This is a genomic window from Candidatus Rhodobacter oscarellae, assembly GCF_001078595.1.
Taxonomy (GTDB): domain Bacteria; phylum Pseudomonadota; class Alphaproteobacteria; order Rhodobacterales; family Rhodobacteraceae; genus Rhodobacter_B; species Rhodobacter_B oscarellae.
On sequence record NZ_LFTY01000002.1, the window covers coordinates 3,151,492 to 3,167,217 of the forward strand.

The 15,726-nt window shown below is 60.8% G+C and carries 16 protein-coding genes; 9 read left to right on the plus strand and 7 right to left on the minus strand.

The window, feature by feature from the left end:
• Positions 1-671: 671 nt before the first annotated feature.
• The 3 genes from rpsT to mutM all read right to left on the minus strand — a co-directional run bounded on the left by rpsT (position 672) and on the right by mutM (position 2,780).
• Positions 672-935 carry a 30S ribosomal protein S20 gene (rpsT, locus tag AIOL_RS19760; protein ID WP_049644561.1) on the minus strand — a complete coding sequence of 88 codons (264 nt, stop codon included), beginning with the start codon at positions 933-935 and terminating at the stop codon, positions 672-674.
• A gap of 153 nt (positions 936-1,088) precedes the next feature.
• A complete protein-coding gene (locus AIOL_RS19765; RefSeq protein ID WP_049645564.1) occupies positions 1,089-1,865 on the minus strand; it encodes an enoyl-CoA hydratase in 777 nt (258 codons plus the stop codon).
• 63 nt (positions 1,866-1,928) lie between these two features.
• Positions 1,929-2,780, minus strand: coding sequence for a bifunctional DNA-formamidopyrimidine glycosylase/DNA-(apurinic or apyrimidinic site) lyase (mutM, locus tag AIOL_RS19770; protein WP_049644562.1), 852 nt, complete (start codon positions 2,778-2,780; stop codon positions 1,929-1,931).
• Positions 2,781-2,868: 88 nt separating this feature from the next.
• Between mutM and ubiE the strand changes: the two genes are divergently transcribed.
• Complete coding sequence (gene ubiE, locus AIOL_RS19775; protein WP_049644563.1) at positions 2,869-3,621, plus strand: bifunctional demethylmenaquinone methyltransferase/2-methoxy-6-polyprenyl-1,4-benzoquinol methylase UbiE; 753 nt, start codon at positions 2,869-2,871, stop codon at positions 3,619-3,621.
• Positions 3,618-5,147 (plus strand): 2-polyprenylphenol 6-hydroxylase, encoded by a 1,530-nt coding sequence (ubiB, locus tag AIOL_RS19780; protein ID WP_049644564.1) that lies wholly within the window; start codon positions 3,618-3,620, stop codon positions 5,145-5,147. Before ubiE ends, ubiB begins: the two co-directional genes overlap by 4 nt.
• A gap of 5 nt (positions 5,148-5,152) precedes the next feature.
• Here ubiB and fliP read toward each other — a convergent pair whose 3' ends face one another.
• Genes fliP through fliF form a run of 4 tightly spaced genes read right to left on the minus strand, consistent with a single transcriptional unit; the run spans position 5,153 to position 8,470 of the window.
• Complete coding sequence (gene fliP, locus AIOL_RS19785) at positions 5,153-5,839, minus strand: flagellar type III secretion system pore protein FliP (protein WP_235439103.1); 687 nt, start codon at positions 5,837-5,839, stop codon at positions 5,153-5,155.
• A gap of 51 nt (positions 5,840-5,890) precedes the next feature.
• Positions 5,891-6,169 (minus strand): FliM/FliN family flagellar motor switch protein, encoded by a 279-nt coding sequence (locus AIOL_RS19790; RefSeq protein ID WP_049644566.1) that lies wholly within the window; start codon positions 6,167-6,169, stop codon positions 5,891-5,893.
• Entirely contained in the window at positions 6,162-6,761 is a 600-nt protein-coding gene (locus AIOL_RS19795; protein ID WP_049644567.1) for a hypothetical protein, read from the minus strand. The genes AIOL_RS19790 and AIOL_RS19795 overlap by 8 nt, the downstream gene beginning before the upstream one ends.
• Positions 6,761-8,470: a flagellar basal-body MS-ring/collar protein FliF gene (fliF, locus tag AIOL_RS19800; protein WP_049644568.1), complete on the minus strand. Its 1,710-nt coding sequence runs from the start codon at positions 8,468-8,470 to the stop codon at positions 6,761-6,763. The genes AIOL_RS19795 and fliF overlap by 1 nt, the downstream gene beginning before the upstream one ends.
• Before the next feature lie 114 nt (positions 8,471-8,584).
• On the opposite strand from fliF, the gene AIOL_RS19805 reads away from it, so the two are divergent.
• The 7 genes from AIOL_RS19805 to flhA all read left to right on the plus strand — a co-directional run bounded on the left by AIOL_RS19805 (position 8,585) and on the right by flhA (position 15,723).
• Positions 8,585-9,085 (plus strand): flagellar basal body-associated FliL family protein, encoded by a 501-nt coding sequence (locus AIOL_RS19805; RefSeq protein WP_049644569.1) that lies wholly within the window; start codon positions 8,585-8,587, stop codon positions 9,083-9,085.
• 10 nt (positions 9,086-9,095) lie between these two features.
• Positions 9,096-9,491, plus strand: coding sequence for a hypothetical protein (locus AIOL_RS19810; protein WP_235439105.1), 396 nt, complete (start codon positions 9,096-9,098; stop codon positions 9,489-9,491).
• Positions 9,488-10,132 carry a MotE family protein gene (locus tag AIOL_RS19815; RefSeq protein WP_082152698.1) on the plus strand — a complete coding sequence of 215 codons (645 nt, stop codon included), beginning with the start codon at positions 9,488-9,490 and terminating at the stop codon, positions 10,130-10,132. Before AIOL_RS19810 ends, AIOL_RS19815 begins: the two co-directional genes overlap by 4 nt.
• An 80-nt stretch (positions 10,133-10,212) precedes the next feature.
• Positions 10,213-11,082, plus strand: a complete 870-nt coding sequence (gene motA / locus AIOL_RS19820; RefSeq protein ID WP_049644571.1) for a flagellar motor stator protein MotA — start codon at positions 10,213-10,215, stop codon at positions 11,080-11,082.
• Positions 11,079-13,070: a hypothetical protein gene (locus tag AIOL_RS19825; RefSeq protein ID WP_049644572.1), complete on the plus strand. Its 1,992-nt coding sequence runs from the start codon at positions 11,079-11,081 to the stop codon at positions 13,068-13,070. The genes motA and AIOL_RS19825 overlap by 4 nt, the downstream gene beginning before the upstream one ends.
• Positions 13,071-13,128: 58 nt before the next feature.
• A complete protein-coding gene (locus AIOL_RS19830) occupies positions 13,129-13,458 on the plus strand; it encodes a hypothetical protein (RefSeq protein ID WP_152912605.1) in 330 nt (109 codons plus the stop codon).
• A gap of 177 nt (positions 13,459-13,635) precedes the next feature.
• Complete coding sequence (gene flhA / locus AIOL_RS19835; RefSeq protein WP_049644574.1) at positions 13,636-15,723, plus strand: flagellar biosynthesis protein FlhA; 2,088 nt, start codon at positions 13,636-13,638, stop codon at positions 15,721-15,723.
• Positions 15,724-15,726 lie beyond the last annotated feature (3 nt).

The window sequence follows — 15,726 nt, forward strand, 5'->3', positions numbered from 1 at the left end:
ATCGACGCTTTTTGCGCCGTTTATAGAGGCCAAACCCAAACGGTCTCGTGCCCCGAGCTCAAGTTGTCGACTCATACGCGCCACATTCGGCATTGGTCTTGGAACAAACCGCGCTCCCACCACTTTGGCGGTGCAAGTCCCAAGGCCCATGTCCCCTCACGAATACACCTACTACAGCAATGCCAAACGCATCTTCGAGCCCCCAGCTCGGAGAATAGGCGTCGTGACCAGAGCTGCCGTTATGGAGGCAATGTGGCAATTAGGTATGCAACACACCACGCGGCGCTTTGCTACCCCCACATGCATAAACTACAACCGGAATATGAACCGGTCATAGTCACACCAAGCAAAGCGGGCCGTTGTCGGGCCATGTTATCGCCCTTGGCAATTCGGCTGGCAATCCGACACCATCAGGCGACGCTTCACTTGATTCCCCCAGTTGGACGTTGTGAATCGACTTCGTGAAGCTAGCGTGCCGATTGCGGATCGCGCAACAGAACATGCCGCTTGACTCGGTGCTTTCGGCGAAAGAATCCCAGAACCGTAACTCGCCCCGCCGATTTCGCGGTCAAAATATCACATCCCAAAAAAAGAGGCGCGCCGAGGTCGACGCGCCTATCGTTTTTGTCGCCCTGAGAGGAATCACCCAGAGCGAAATGAGCAGCCAGGCTTTAACCGATTGCTTTTACGCGCGAACTCAGGCGCGACATCTTCCGAGCGACGGTGTTCTTGTGCAGAACGCCTTTGGACACGCCGCGCATCAGCTCTGGCTGAGCGGCGCGCAACGCGGAGGCCGCGGCGTCTTTGTCGCCAGAGGCGATCGCCTCTTCGACCTTGCGCAGATAGGTGCGGATGCGCGAACGACGTGCTTTGTTGATTTCTTGGCGGCGCGTGTTTTGGCGCGCGCGCTTCTTGGCTTGGGGCGAATTTGCCATCTATCGGGTCCCGTCCTTGGGTCTGTTAAAATCTCGCACGCGAAAGCGACCCGGCCGGACGAATATCAACGGCATCATCTGGCCAAGGCGGGCCTCACGCGCATGTAGGCGCGCCGCTTACGACGGGCGCGCCCGATTAGCAAGGGGATTCGGCTATTTGTCGCGGAACTGCGGCTCGCGTTTCTCTAGGAAGGCGGCCATGCCCTCCTTCTGGTCTTCGGCCGCAAAAAGTGAATGGAACATGCGGCGCTCGAACAAGAGCCCCTCGCGCAACGTTGTCTCGTAGGACCGGTTCACCGCCTCTTTGATCGCGCGGGTCGGCAGCACGGATTTCTCGGCGATCTTCTGCGCCGCCGTCATGACCTCTTCCATCAGCTTCTTGGCGGGCACCACGCGGCTGACCAGGCCAGAGCGCTCGGCCTCCTCGGCGTCCATGAAACGACCGGTCAGGTTCATGTCCATCGCTTTGGACTTGCCGACGAAACGTGTCAGGCGCTGCGAGCCGCCAATGCCGGGCATCACACCTAGATTGATTTCGGGCTGGCCGAACTTGGCGGTGTCTGCGGCAATAATGAAGTCGCACATCATCGCCATCTCGCAGCCGCCGCCCAGGGCGTATCCCGCGACCGCGGCAATGATAGGCTTGCGGATGCGCGCGAAATCTTCGCTGACTTGCCCGAACATGTCGCGGGCGGTCACTTCGACGAAGCTAAGCTCGGACATCTCTTTGATATCCGCGCCCGCAGCGAAGGCCTTTTCAGAGCCGGTGATCACGATCACGCGCACTTTGTCATTGCAATTGGCCTCGCGTAGCGCGGTTCCCAGCTCTGTTAGAAGCTCGGAATTCAGCGCGTTCATCGCGTCCGGTCGGTGCAATTTGATGAGTGAAACGTGGTCTTCTACTTCGACGATGAGCGTCTTGAAGGCCATGAGGTCGCCTTTGGTTGTTCCGCGTCCGACCGAGTCCATAACATTGCTTGCGCGGGGATCAAGTCATCTTTGACACTTTGGGCAGTAGAAGCTTGACCGTCCGGACTGGACGATTCGTTTTATAGTTGCATCGCAATCGGGGCTTTTGCAGGCCTCGCCCTCGCGGTCATAGACATCAAAGCTGTGCTGAAAATATCCAAGCTCTCCATGGGCTTGGCGGTAGTCTTTCAGCGACGAACCGCCCGCCTCTATGGCATCGCGCAGCACTTGGCGGATGACCGGAACCAAGGCGCCGACACGCGCCGCGCTCAACTTCCCAGCCTTGCGTTTTGGTGACACCCCAGCACGAAAAAGAGCCTCGCAGACATAGATATTGCCCAGCCCGGCGATGATTTTCTGGTCAAGCAGCGCTGATTTCATGGGCGTGTTGCGCCCATTGAGTCGCTCTTTCAGGTAGTCCTCGTGGAAATCGTTGCCCAACGGTTCGGGGCCAAGATCGCGGATCAGCCAATGCTGCTCGACCGCCTTGGTCGGCGTCAGGTCCATCGCGCCAAAGCGCCGCGCGTCGTTGAAGGTCACCCGCGCGCCGTTCTCCATGTCCAGCACCACGTGGTCATGCTTCTCAGGTGCGGGGTGGTCGTGGTGGAACTGCCCCAGCGGGTCGCCAGAGATCAGCATCCGCCCGGACATGCCAAGATGGATGATCAGGGTCTCGTCCGAGGCGAGATCCGCAAGGATGTATTTCGACCGCCGGCGCAGCGCGTTCACCCGCTGACCCGTAAGCCGCTCGGCCATGTGCTCGGGGAAGGGCCAGCGCAGGTCGGGCCGGTTCACCTGGGCGCGGGCGATCACGGCGCCCTCCATTGCGGGCAAAAGGCCGCAGCGTACCGTCTCAACCTCTGGCAATTCAGGCACTTACATCCCCCGCGACCGTGGGGCCAATTGTAACCGCCCCAATCAACCCTATAAGAAGGGAGAGTTTCTGCGCGAGGGCAAGGGGCGAATGGCCGAGACCGATCAAAGCACCACACATTTTGGGTTCGAAACCGTGCCGGAGGCCGAGAAGGCCGGGCGCGTGCATGGGGTCTTTTCCTCGGTGGCGTCCAAGTACGACGTTATGAACGATGTAATGAGCGGGGGCATCCATCGCATCTGGAAGGACGCGATGATGGACTGGCTTGCGCCCCGCGCCGGGCAGCGCCTGTTGGACATGGCGGGCGGCACCGGGGATATCGCGTTCCGATTCCTGCGGCGTGCGCCGGGGGCAGAGGTCGTGGTCTGCGACATCAACGAGCCCATGCTGATCGAGGGGCAACAGCGCGCCGAGGCGGTGCAGATGGCCGACCGTTTGGATTGGGTTGTCGGCGACGCGATGGCTCTGCCCTTCGAGGACAACAGTTTCGACGTCTACACGATCAGCCTCGGCATCCGGAACGTCACGCGCCCAGCAGAGGCCCTGGCCGAGGCCTACCGCGTGCTCCGACCTGGCGGCCGCCTGATGGTGCTGGAATTGTCGCATATACCGCAGGAGGGGCTGCAAAAGCTCTATGATCTCTACAGCTTCAACGTCATCCCGAACATGGGCAAGCTGATCGTCGGCGACAGCGCCAGCTATCAGTACCTGGTCGAATCGATTCGCCGCTTTCCCGACCAAGAGACCTTCCTTGGCATGATCCGCGATGCGGGGTTTGGGCAGGCCAAGTACCGCAACCTCTCGATGGGCGTCGCGGCACTGCATTCAGGCTGGAAGCTTTGAGGGGCCCGCATAACATATGGCGGCTGATCCGCACCGGCGCGACCTTGGAGCGCACCGGCGCGATGTCGGTGGTGATGGGCGCCTTCAACCCGCCCTGGGCGTTCCGCGTTGCGGCGCGCGGGCTTGCCTGGCCATTCCAGTGGCTGGGGCTGAAGGGCGACGTGTCGCGTCCGCCGCTGACCCGGGCTTTGACCGCTTTGGGGCCCGCCTACATCAAGTTCGGGCAGCTCATGTCGACGCGGCCCGACGTGGTCGGGGCAGAACTGGCCCGCGAGTTGCAGGTGCTGCAAGACAAGCTGCCGGAGTTCTCCGTCGAGGAGGCCAAGCGCACCGTCGCCGCCGAGCTAGAGCGCCCGGTGGACGAGGTGTTCTCAGAGTTCTCGCCGCCCGTCGCCGCGGCGTCCATCGCCCAGGTGCACCGCGCGCGGCTGGCCGAAGATGGCCGCGCGGTGGCCGTTAAGGTCCTGCGCCCCGGCATTGAGCGCGCCTTTCAGACGGATATCGACGCCTTTTATTTGGCCGCCGACACGATTGAGCTGTTATCCCCGGCGTCGCGGCGCTTGCGCCCCCATGACGTGATCGAGCATTTCGAAAGCGTCGTGGCCGGGGAGCTGGATCTGCGGATGGAAACCTCCTCGGCGGCTGAGTTCGCGGCGAACACTGACGGCGACGACGGGTTTCAGGTGCCCAAGGTCGAATGGTTCCTGTCTGGGCGCCGCGCCATGACCCTTGGCTGGGCCGAGGGGATCGCAGCCAATGATCTCGACGCGATTGATGCTGTGGGCCACGACCGCCCCGCGCTGGCCGAGCGCGTGCTGCAGCTGTTTCTTAGCCACGCGCTTCGCGACGGCTATTTCCACGCGGATATGCATCAGGGCAATCTGAAGATCGCGCCAAACGGGGACATTATTGCGCTGGATTTCGGGATCATGGGGCGCATCGACGAATACACACGCCGCGTCTATGCCGAGATCCTCTTTGGGTTCATCCGCAAGGACTACCGCCGCGTGGCCGAGGTGCATTTCGAGGCGGGCTATGTGCCCGCGGATCGTGACATCGACGAGTTCGCCCGCGCCTTGCGGTCGGTAGGCGAGCCGATCTTTGGGCTCGACGCCTCGCGGGTGTCGATGGCGCGGCTCTTGGCCTATCTCTTTGAGGTGACCGAGCGGTTCGGGATGCAGACCCGCACCGAGCTGATTCTATTGCAGCGCACCATGGTGGTGGTCGAGGGCGTGGCGCGCTCGCTCGACCCGCATATCAACATCTGGCAGGTCGCCCGGCCCATCGTCGAGAGCTACATCAAAGAGAATATCGGCCCGAAAGCCCTGCTGCGTGACCTGACCAAGACCGCGCGCGTCGTGGCCAGGTTCGGGCCGAAGCTGCCCGGCATGGTCGAGGCCGCCCTGATTCGACAATCTGATCCTGAAGAGACACCAAAGCCGCGCGGCTGGGCGCGCGACCTGACCTGGATGTTCCTGGGCGCCGGGGTCGCTTTGGTTTCGGCCTGGCTCGTCGGGCTGATCTAAGCGCATCAGAAATAGCTGCGCACCAACGCGCCCGAGATCAGGCTCCACCCGTCTGCGACCACAAAGAAGGCCAATTTGAACGGCAGCGACACGATGGCTGGCGGCACCATCATCATGCCCATCGACATCAGCACCGCGGCAACCACGAGGTCGATGATCAGAAACGGTAGGAAGATCAGGAAACCGATCTGGAAGGCGCGTTCGACCTCGCTCAGCAGGAAAGACGGCACCAGGATCGACAGCGGCGCCTCGGGCGCGAGCGGGGTCGAGGCCGTCGCTTCGCGCAGCGCCGCCAATCGCTCGAAGGTCTCCGGCTCGATCCGGTTGGACATAAACCCACGGAACGGGATCAGCGCCTCGCGAAACGCCGCCTCGATGGAAAGCGAGCCTTCGATCAGCGGTTGCGCGCCGCGCGTCCAGGCTTCGGTAAAGACCGGCTCCATCACAAAATAGGTTAGGAACAAGGCGAGGCTGATGATCAGCATATTCGGCGGGGATTGCTGTAGGCCCAACGCCTGACGCAGGATCGACAGCACCGTCACAATGAACGGAAAGCAGGTGATCATGATCGCCAGCCCCGGCACCAGGCTGAGCAGCGTGATCAGGATGATCAACTGGATCGAACGCGTCGCCAGCGAGCCCTCTTCCCCGAGGGTGATGGTGATCTCTTGCGCGCCAGCGCTTGTTGCCAAGAGCGCGAAAGCGGCGACGAGAAAGAAGTTGAGAAAGGTGCTCCGCAAACGTCAGAGCCCGTTCGAGAGGTCAGCGATCTCGGTCAGTCGTACCGCAAGCTGGCCCGCGTTTTCGCCGTCCAGCTCTTGCAGCTCTCCCAGCGCGATCAGCTTGTCGCCCACATAAAGCTCAACCGGGTCCTCGACCTTCTTGTCGAGCATCAAAACCGCCTCGTTCTCAAGCGAAAGCAGTTCCTTCACCTTAGGGTGCGCCTTGCCCACCGACACGGTCACCTCTATCGGCACGCGGGTGAATGGGTGGCCGGTTTCGGCCTCGGGTGTGTCAGCCATCGATTATTGCCCTTTCATTTAGGTCTGACAGCGCGCGCACGGATTTCGCGATTTCTTCAAGCGCCTGCGTCAGATCAATCTTTCGCTCAATGCGGCCGACGCGCAGAAAGGCCTGCCCGTCGGACAGCGTTACCTCCTCGACCAAGTCGAATTCCGAGATGCCGCTGGCCTCCAGATGCGGCCGGAGCAGCGCCTCGCTATCTGGGGCCACGGCGATGTGCACAGGGCTATCGGCGCAGTCTGCGATCAGCGGCTCTAACGTCTCTACGATTCGCGGTCCAAGAGAGTCGCGCACCAGCGTCGGCAGAAGGTTCCCAATGAGTTCCTCAAGTAGCGGCTCCATTGCCTTCAAGATGTGGGTGCGCGCCTCATGAAAACCGAAGGACATCTCTTTGAGGTGCCGCGCCAGCTCTGTGCCTATGCGCGCCTGCTCCTCGGTCTCGGATCGCACTGCGTCGTCCCAACCGGCCTTGTAGCCCTGCTCATAGGCATTCATCCGCGCCGTCTCGGACTCCGTGGTGCTGATGCGATCATCAGACGACTGAAGGGGGCCAGCTTCGGAGAGCGCAAAATCCTCTAGCGCGAGCGCCATCAAGCCGTCTCCTCCGAGTCTTCCATCCAGCTTCTCAGCACCTCGATGGTCTCGTCCTTGCGTTCGTCGATGAGCTGGCGCAGGCGGTCAACGGGATCACCGCTCATATTCCCGCCCGCGATGTCGATTTCCGGCAGACCACCGGCCCCAAGCAGCCCGTCGCCAGACACCAGCGCCGCGCCAGGCAGCGGCCCCGGACCATCGTCGATTTCGCCGTTCAAAGCGCCAAGGCTGATATCGGGCAGACCTGTATCGCCACCCAATTCAGGCCCATCAGCGCTCTGCGCCGTCGCTGGTTCTGCGGCTGTTGCGGCGATCGGGGCCGCGGCGGCCGGCAGCGCCAAGGCGGGGGCGGCGTCCAGGGGCCGCGACAGGATTGGCCGCACAACGAACATGCCAAGCGCTAAGGCCACCAGGGCCAACACAGTGAGTTGGATGATGCTCATCGCGTCAATATGGAGGGTCTGCAGCAGGGACGGGGCGCTTTCTGGCACCTCGGAGATCAAAGGCTCGAACTCCAGTGAGCGCAGGGTGATCGAATCACCACGGTCAGCGTCGAAACCGACAACCGAGGCGACGAGCTCGCGCAGGGTCTCTAGTTCTTCGTCGCTGCGCGGTGCCCAAGTCGATTCACCCAAGGCCTCGTCGACTGTGCGAATGCCGTCAACAAGCACCGCCACCGAGAGTTTTTTGATCGCACCTGGTGAACGAACCACTTCTCTTGTCGTTTCACTGACTTCGTAGTTAACGCGCTCGCGCGTTTCGCTATTCTCGCTTTGGCTATTGTTGCTGTTCCCGCCGGCGTCGCCATCGGGAAGGTTGCTTGCGACAGTCACGGACCCGCCTTGCGAACCGCTTGCCGAGGTTGTGCGCTCCTCGGTGTCCGAGCTGATCGCCACGCGATTCTCGGGGTCGAATCGCCGCTCAAAAATTGCCTCTCGTTCCGTGACGGTTTCAACGGCGACCTCAACGACCGCATTGCCATGCCCGACCCGCGCCTCAAGCAGGCGCTCGATGTTTTGCTTCAGCTCAGCCGAACGTTCGTCGGCCCCGCCGCCCGACAGCGGCGAATCCTCGCCGGCCATGACCAGCCCGCCGCGCCCGTCAATCACCGCCACATCCTCTGGTGCCAGCCCCGCGACTGCGGAAGAAACAAGGAATTTCATTGCCTTAGCGTGCGCCGCGGAAAGTCCACCGGACGCTGTAGTGACCGTTACTGAGGCGGTTGGCTTGAGGTCGCGTTGGAAGGGGTTAGAGGACGGATTCGAGATATGCACCCGGGCGCCCTTAATCTGCGGGCTAGCCGTGATCGTGCGCGCCAGCTCTCCCTCTTTGGCCCGCCAATAGGCGGCGTCAAACATCTGCGACGTGGTGCCGAAGCCCGACAGCGAATCGAGCAGTTCATAGCCCTGCCCATTCCCGGCCGGCAGCCCTTCTGCCGCGAGCGTCAACCGCAGCGCGTCGCGCTGCGCGGCATCCACGAAAATCGCACCGGCCCGCACGTCGTAATTCACGCCCTGCTGATCCAGCGCTGCCACGACCTCTCCGGCAGCGGTGGGATCAAGCCCAGCATACAAGAGTGACATGGTTGGCTGCGACGCCATGCGCGATAGCCCTAAAACCGCCGCAAACATCGCGACCGTTGCGACCAACACGGTTACGCGGCGGCGCGCATCCAGCGTCGACCATACCGACAGAATCTGCTGCAAAGAGGATCTCCATTCTGAAAGTCCGCCGTCACCTTGCAACGATCTGGTTTAACAATCGGTTAGTCCCAATCGGTCTATATCGATTCCTGACAAACATTTTTTGCGGGGGCTAAAATGGCCGAGGAAACGACAGAAGAAGAGCTGGAAGAGGAACCACCGAAGAAGTCCAAAATGCCCATGTTAATTGGGCTTGTGATGTTCTTGCTGCTCGGTGGTGGCGGCTTCTTTGCGGTCTATTCGGGCATGATTCTCGCGCCCGAACCCACCGGCGAGCACGCAGAGCAGGAAGAAGAGCCAGAGGCGCTGCCTTTGCCGGATGTCGCGTTCGTCCCCATTGAACCGTTGGTTATCACGCTGGGGAAAGGGTCCTCGACGAGATACTTAAAATTTGATGCGCAATTGGAGGTCGAGCCAGACGCCGAAAGCGATGTCACAGACCTCTTACCGCGAGTCGTGGATGTCATGAATGGCTACCTGCGCGCCGTCAGCATGACCGATCTCGAAGAACCGACCGCGCTGATAAAACTGCGCGCGCAGATGCTGCGCCGCATCCAGATCGTGACCGGGGAGGGCCGTGTTCGCGACCTTCTCATCATGGAATTTGTGCTGAACTAGGGAGGCACCGATGGAACTTATTGCCGATATTCTACTCATAGCGGGTGCGGCGGCCGCTGCGTTTTACTGCATTGTGCTTTCGCGGCGTCTAAAGCGCTTTAACGATCTCGAGAAAGGCGTCGGCGGTGCCATCGCGGTGCTGTCGGGCCAGGTCGATGACATGACCAAGACGCTGCAGATGGCGCAGAGCGCCGCGAACGGGTCCAACGAATCGCTCCAAGGGCTGACGGGCCGTGCCGAGGACGTGGCAAAGCGCCTCGAATTCCTCGTGGCGAGCATGCATGATCTGCCGCATGTGTCCGACGGCAACGAGGCGCGGTCCAGCACTTCAACGCCACAAGATGCGGCCCCTGAGGCGTCCACCTTCCGCTCGGCCCGCCACGACGCTGCGAGGACTGCGGCATGACAAAAACTCAAAAGAAAAAGCCGTTCATGCGTCGCCTGTTCGGACCGGGCCGCAGCACGCTTTGGCTGATCGCAGCCTTGCTGTTGGGATCGGCGGCCTTGCGCCTTGGCGTCGGTGCCAGCAGCGCAATCGCGTTGGAATCCGATCCCATGAAGATGGAGAAATCCGCCGATATGGCCTCCGCCACGCCCGGGGAAGGCATGCACAAAGACGGCGAGATGTGCAAAAGCAGCGAAGAAATCGCCAAGATTCTAAAGTCTTTATCGGCGCGCGAGGATACGCTTGACGCGCGGGAAGCGGCCTTGATGGACCGCATGGCCGCGCTCAGCCTGGCAGAGCAGGAGATCAAAAAGAACCTGGTCGCGCTTGAACAAGCCGAGCAAGAACTGTCCGCGACCTTAGCCGTGGCGGATACGGCGGCCGAGAACGACCTTGCCCGGCTCACCGCAGTTTATGAGAGCATGAAGCCAAAGGACGCCGCGGATCTCTTTGCCGCTATGTCGCCTGATTTTGCCGCCGGGTTCCTTGGCCGTATGCGTCCAGACGCGGCTGCCTCGATCATGGCGGGGCTTGATGCCTCCGCGGCCTACTCGATCAGCGTAATCTTGGCCGGACGGAACGCGAATGTGCCAACAGAATGATAACGCTCACCGCCTGTTAACTTCTATCGCCAATAATCCTGCTGCGGCCTAGGGGGCCGGGGGATCAGAGGGCGCGAAACATGATCGGTATCGTAGGAATTGTGATTATCTTCGTGATGGTCTTTGGCGGTTACATCGCCGCCGGGGGCAAACTTGGCATCATTCTAAAGTCTCTGCCGTATGAGATGGCGATGATCGGCGGCGCCGCCGCGGGGGCGTTCACCATCTCGAACGATATGGCGGGTATCAAACACACGATGAAGGACATGGGAAAAGTGTTCAAAGGCCCAAGCTGGAAGCACCACGATTACAGGGACCTCCTGTGCTTGCTGTTTGAGTTGATTCGTCTTGGGCGCGCGAATGCGGTCGGTCTCGAGGAGCATATTGAGGATCCGGAAAACTCGTCGATCTTTCAGCGCTACGAAAAAATCGCCGCCGATAAAGAGGCCACAGCTCTGATCTGCGACACGCTGCGTTCGGCATCGATGAACTATGACGACCCGCATCAAGTTGAGGAAGTCCTGGAGAAGCGGATGGAGGCGAACCTGCATCACGCCTTGCATGGCAGCCACCAGCTGCAGGCCCTCGCGGATGGTCTGCCCGCGCTTGGAATTGTCGCCGCGGTTCTGGGCGTGATTAAGACAATGGGTTCCATCGACCAACCGCCTGAGATCCTTGGCAAGATGATCGGCGGCGCGCTTGTGGGCACTTTCTTGGGAGTGTTCTTGGCATACGGCTTTTTTGGCCCATTCGCTTCGAAGGTTAAGAATGTTGTCGAAGAGGACGCGCATTTCTACCAGTTGATCCGCGAGGTGCTGGTCGCGAACCTGCATAACCATGCCACGAACATCTGCATCGAAGTTGGCCGCCAAAACACACCCGGCCATTCACGCCCCAGCTTTACCGAGCTGGAAGAGGCACTAAAGGAGGCAAAACAAGCCGCCGCATGATCCGAATTCTCACCCTGATCCTCATTTGCCTGTTACCCGCAGCTGAATTGGCCGCACAGAACCGCGTACAATCGGGCAACCACGCAAGTTTTGTTCGCTTGGTACTCTATTTTGACGAGGAGCCTGAATGGGCGTTCGGTCGGGTAGAGGGGGGATATGAATTTAGGGCCCCAAACGCGGTGGACGGTTACGCGATAGAAAGCGTATTCGACCGGATCCCCCAAGACCGCCTGGCAGACCTGAGAGACGAGGGCGATGGCAGGCTTTCTCTGGGTGTCGAATGCGACTGCCACGCGGTGGCGTTCGTTATCGCGGAGGGGATCGTGCTTGACGTCAGGGATGGCGATGCGCCGGAAGGGTCCGCGTTCGAGGCCAGTCTGGTGTTGAACGAAACCATCGAAAACGAAACCATCGAAAGTGAAGTCGAGCAGGCCCAAGAGACCAGCCCGGTCCCTCTGCTTGACCAAAGCGGCACTCAGCCATTCGTTGCTATGCCCATGATGACGACAGGCGCGATTGCGGATTTGGCGCAAAGATACACGGCCGCCAGGACGCAACGCGCTTGGTCCCGGAACCTTGCCGTGCGGGCAGAGCCGATTGTTCCCAAAGATGGACCTGTTCGCCCACCGCAGGGTGAAGAGATGGGTGCCGACGTCGAGATGGCGCGCGATGGGCGCGTCGACACACTAGAGGCGGATCTCATCGAACAGATTGGGCGCGCGGCGTCGCAGGGTTTGGTGGTCGCCGATCTGACAGAGACGTTACGCGAGATGGAACGCGGGATCCCAGCAGAGAGGGATGCTGCGGACATGGAAGAGAAGCCCGCTGATGTGGCGGCAAATACCAGCCTTGATCATGTCCGCTTACAAACGGCCATAGACCGCGGAATCGCCCGGCCAAGCGGGCCAAACGCAACCACCACGTCAGGGGCAACTTGCCTAAGAGACGAACTGTTTGAGGTCGCAAGCTGGGGCATAGCGGAAAACACCGAAGATGGGTTCTTTGTCGGACGCACGGCCCTTGTGGGCGAGTTCGATGCCGTTGACAAAAAGGCGGTTTCAGAAATGGCGAAGAAATACATCTTCCTGACCTTCGGCGCGGAAACGCGTGCCTTGTTGGACGCTTTCGGGGACGGGATCAAACATCGCGAAGTAATGCTGGCCCTGGCAGATATTATGGATCACGGCGAAAGCGAAAGTGGTGCCATTCCCATGGCGCAGGTCAGCTGTGAGGCGCGGGTGGCATTCTGGGCTATGCTAGCGCATCCAGACCTTGACCCGGCTCTGGAGGTGGCGACCCAACCGGTTCTTGGAGCGTTTTCGGAGCTTCCGCTGCATCTGCGACGCCATTTGGGTCCGCACCTGGCGCATCGTTTCCTTTCGGTCGGTGATGTCGAGACCGCGAAGGAGATCTCTAGCGCGATCTCGCGCGCGCCAGGAGACCCGGGTCCGCATTTTGAGATGCTGAGTGGCGAGCTTGCGCTTGCCGATGGCAATCCCAACGAAGCCATCGGGCATTTCGAAGATGTGTTTCGCAACGATGGTCAGATGGCCGCGGAGGCGGTGATCCGGCTTGTTGATGAGAGTGTGAACAACGGCGTTGACTTGCCCCCGCGCATGCCGACTGCGACCGCGGCGATGGCCCATGAGGCCGAGGGCACGACCGTGGGCTCAGAGCTATTGCGCGTGCAGATCCGTGCGCAAGCCAACAACGGCGACGTAGTTGGCGCCATAAAGGCGTTGGTCCAGCATGAAGCTGACGGTGCGCTCATGCCCCAGCAGGCCTCCGTGCTCCGAGAGGAGTTGTTCGAGCTGGCTGTGGCCACAACGTCGGACGCTGATTTTGTCGAGGTTGCCTTAGACCGCACCCTGGTGTCGGGGGATAACCAAAGGGCTGTCGAAATACGCCGCCAGATTGCGGCCCGGCTCGTTGATATAGGCTTGTCGGCGCGCGCGCGAGGTCCTTTCGATAAACGAAACAACGTCTGATAGTGACCGGCTGCTATATGCAAGGTCCCACCTCGCGGAAGGTGAACCAGAGCTTGCATTGGCCTATTTGGCTGGTGCGAGTGACGGCGAGGCCGGCGTTTTGCGGGCGCGTGCGCTGGCGCGCCTTGGCGATTTCGCGCAGTCGGCGCAACTGCTTGCGGTGCTTGGCGATGACGAAGCCGCGTTGGATATGAATTGGCAGAACCAAGACTGGCAGGAGGTTGCCAGCAACGGGACGGGCGAGCGGCAACGCGCCGCGGAACTCGCGGTTGATGATGATCCTGTAGAGGCGAGCGGGCCCATCGCAAGAAACCAAGCATTGTTGTCGCGAAGTTCTGAGACGCGAAGCGCTCTCAATGCTCTGCTGACAGCGGTGGAGCGACCCTAAACGCTCACCAAATCTCAACCAATGATGGTTACCGGTGAGAAGAGCAGCAAGAAATGCGGCGCGTGCAAACATGCAGAAAATAGCGAGTGAAAGACCGGCCGTTCAAACCGGCGAGTGGCGAGTGGGCGGCGTGGCGCGACGTACTTTGCGGCTGATATCTTGCCTCAGGGTGGTCGAATGAATCTCTCACTTTCGAATATTTTCCAGCCGACCATCTTGTTGGCTTTGGCGCTGATGGCGGTCATCGTCATGATGATCTTACCAGTGCCCTCATGGGTCTTGGACATCGGTCTTGCCGCCTCGTTCGCCCTCGCGATTTTGATGTTCACGGTCACGCTATTCATCGAGCGACCGCTGGATTTCTCGGTGTTTCCCACAGTCTTGCTGTCATCGTTGATGTTGCGGCTGTCGCTGAATGTGTCCTCCACCAAACTCATCATTGGTGAGGGGCACACGGGCACAAAGGCCGCCGGGAACGTCATTGAGGGCTTTGCGATGTTCGTGATGAGCGGCAGCATCTTCCTAGGTTTGGTGGTGTTTTGCGTCCTGCTCATCGTGAATTTCGTTGTGATCACAAAGGGCGCGGCGCGTATGGCCGAGGTGGGCGCCCGCTTTGCGCTGGACGGGATGCCCGGCAAGCAGTTGGCAATCGATAGCGATATGTCCGCCGGTGCCATCGATCATGAAGAGGCGAAAGCCCGGCGCGAGAGAGAGCAGCAAGAGACCACGTTCTTCGGGTCACTGGACGGTGCTTCTAAGTTCGTGAAGGGCGACGCAATCGCCGGGCTTTTGATCACGCTGCTTAACCTGGTGATGGGCCTGATCATCGGCACGGCCATTCATGGTATGGCGCTTGGGCAGGCATTCGAGACCTACGCGATTTTGACGGTGGGTGACGGGCTGGTGAGCCAGATTCCGGCGGTCATTATCTCAATCGCCTCGGCGCTTTTGCTGGCGCGTGGCGGCGCGACCGGATCCACAGACATGGCTTTCTTCAGCCAATTGGGGCGCTATCCGTCGGCGTTGATGACGGTCGCAGTGCTTATGGCCCTGTTCGCGCTGGTGCCTGGGTTGCCATTCATTCCCTTTGTCATCGGCGCGGCAGTGCTTTTTACCGCGGCGTTCTATGGGCGGCGCGCGCAGGAGGCCGAGAGGCAGCGCGAGGAGGCGGACGCTCAGGAGCCCGCGGTGCCCCAGCCCGCCGCATCGCTTGGCGATATGCTGGATTTGGACGACATCCATGTGCAATTCGCGCCGGATCTTGTGGCGATGGTGCTGGACCCCGCGACGGGGCTGGACGTTCGGATCGCGAATATGCGCAACCACATCGCGACGGAGTTTGGCCTGATCCTGCCCGAGATACGGCTGACGGATGATGCCGCGCTGCCGTCCGGAAGTTATGCCATCCGTGTGCAAGGGGTTGAGCAGGCTCAAGATATCTTGCGGCCCGAGCGGCTGCTGGCGATCCTGACGTCCGAGGATCCCAACCTGCCGCCGGGCGAGGACGTGAAAGAGCCCGTATACGGCGCCCCGGCGCGTTGGATCGCCGAGGACATGCATGAAACCGCCGCTTTGACGGGAACCACGGTCGTTACGCCGACCGAGGTCCTGGCGACGCATCTTCTGGAGGTGATCAAGTCAAACTTTGGCCGGTTGCTGAACCTCAAAGCGCTTCGGCGTCTCTTGGATGAGTTCACAAACCTTAGCGACCCAAACCGCGCCGCTGCGAATCGCCGCATGATGGACGAGCTGGTGCCAGATAAGGTGCCGGTGGATCTACTGCTGACCATCCTCAGGCTCCTGCTGGAGGAGCGGGTTTCGATCCGAAACCTGCCGATCATCCTGGAGGCCATTGCCGAGGCGCGCGGCGCGCAGGCCACGCCCGAGGGGATCTGCGAGCATGTGCGCCAGCGGTTGGGTTTCCAGATTATCGCGCCTTTCAAGCGCCCGGATGGGTCCTTGCCGCTGATCCAGCTGGCGCCCGAATGGGAGGAGCGGTTTACCGCCTTCCAAATCGAAGGCGAACGAGGTCAAAAGGACGTGGCACTCCCGCCTGACGACTTCAACAAGCTGGCGAGTGCCGTCAGCGATCGGCTAGCCAAGGCCGGAGAATCCGGCGTCTATCCGGGGCTGGTGACGTCGATCCGGCGCCGACGCTTCCTACGCACCGTGCTGAGCGCCAAGGGCATAAACAACCCGGTGTTCTCATTCGAAGAGATCGGCACCGAGGCCAAGCCGTCCCTCGTCGGGCTGGTGGCTGCGTGAACG

Coding starts and splice junctions, on each gene's coding strand:
- rpsT (WP_049644561.1), bottom strand. CDS start 935: ATGGCAAATTCGCCCCAAGCCAAGAAGCGCGCGCGCCAAAACACGCGC.
- AIOL_RS19765 (WP_049645564.1), bottom strand. CDS start 1,865: ATGGCCTTCAAGACGCTCATCGTCGAAGTAGAAGACCACGTTTCACTC.
- ubiE (WP_049644563.1), top strand. CDS start 2,869: ATGGCCGAGACCGATCAAAGCACCACACATTTTGGGTTCGAAACCGTG.
- AIOL_RS19790 (WP_049644566.1), bottom strand. CDS start 6,169: ATGGCTGACACACCCGAGGCCGAAACCGGCCACCCATTCACCCGCGTG.
- AIOL_RS19795 (WP_049644567.1), bottom strand. CDS start 6,761: ATGGCGCTCGCGCTAGAGGATTTTGCGCTCTCCGAAGCTGGCCCCCTT.
- AIOL_RS19805 (WP_049644569.1), top strand. CDS start 8,585: ATGGCCGAGGAAACGACAGAAGAAGAGCTGGAAGAGGAACCACCGAAG.
- AIOL_RS19810 (WP_235439105.1), top strand. CDS start 9,096: ATGGAACTTATTGCCGATATTCTACTCATAGCGGGTGCGGCGGCCGCT.
- AIOL_RS19815 (WP_082152698.1), top strand. CDS start 9,488: ATGACAAAAACTCAAAAGAAAAAGCCGTTCATGCGTCGCCTGTTCGGA.
- motA (WP_049644571.1), top strand. CDS start 10,213: ATGATCGGTATCGTAGGAATTGTGATTATCTTCGTGATGGTCTTTGGC.
- AIOL_RS19825 (WP_049644572.1), top strand. CDS start 11,079: ATGATCCGAATTCTCACCCTGATCCTCATTTGCCTGTTACCCGCAGCT.
- flhA (WP_049644574.1), top strand. CDS start 13,636: ATGAATCTCTCACTTTCGAATATTTTCCAGCCGACCATCTTGTTGGCT.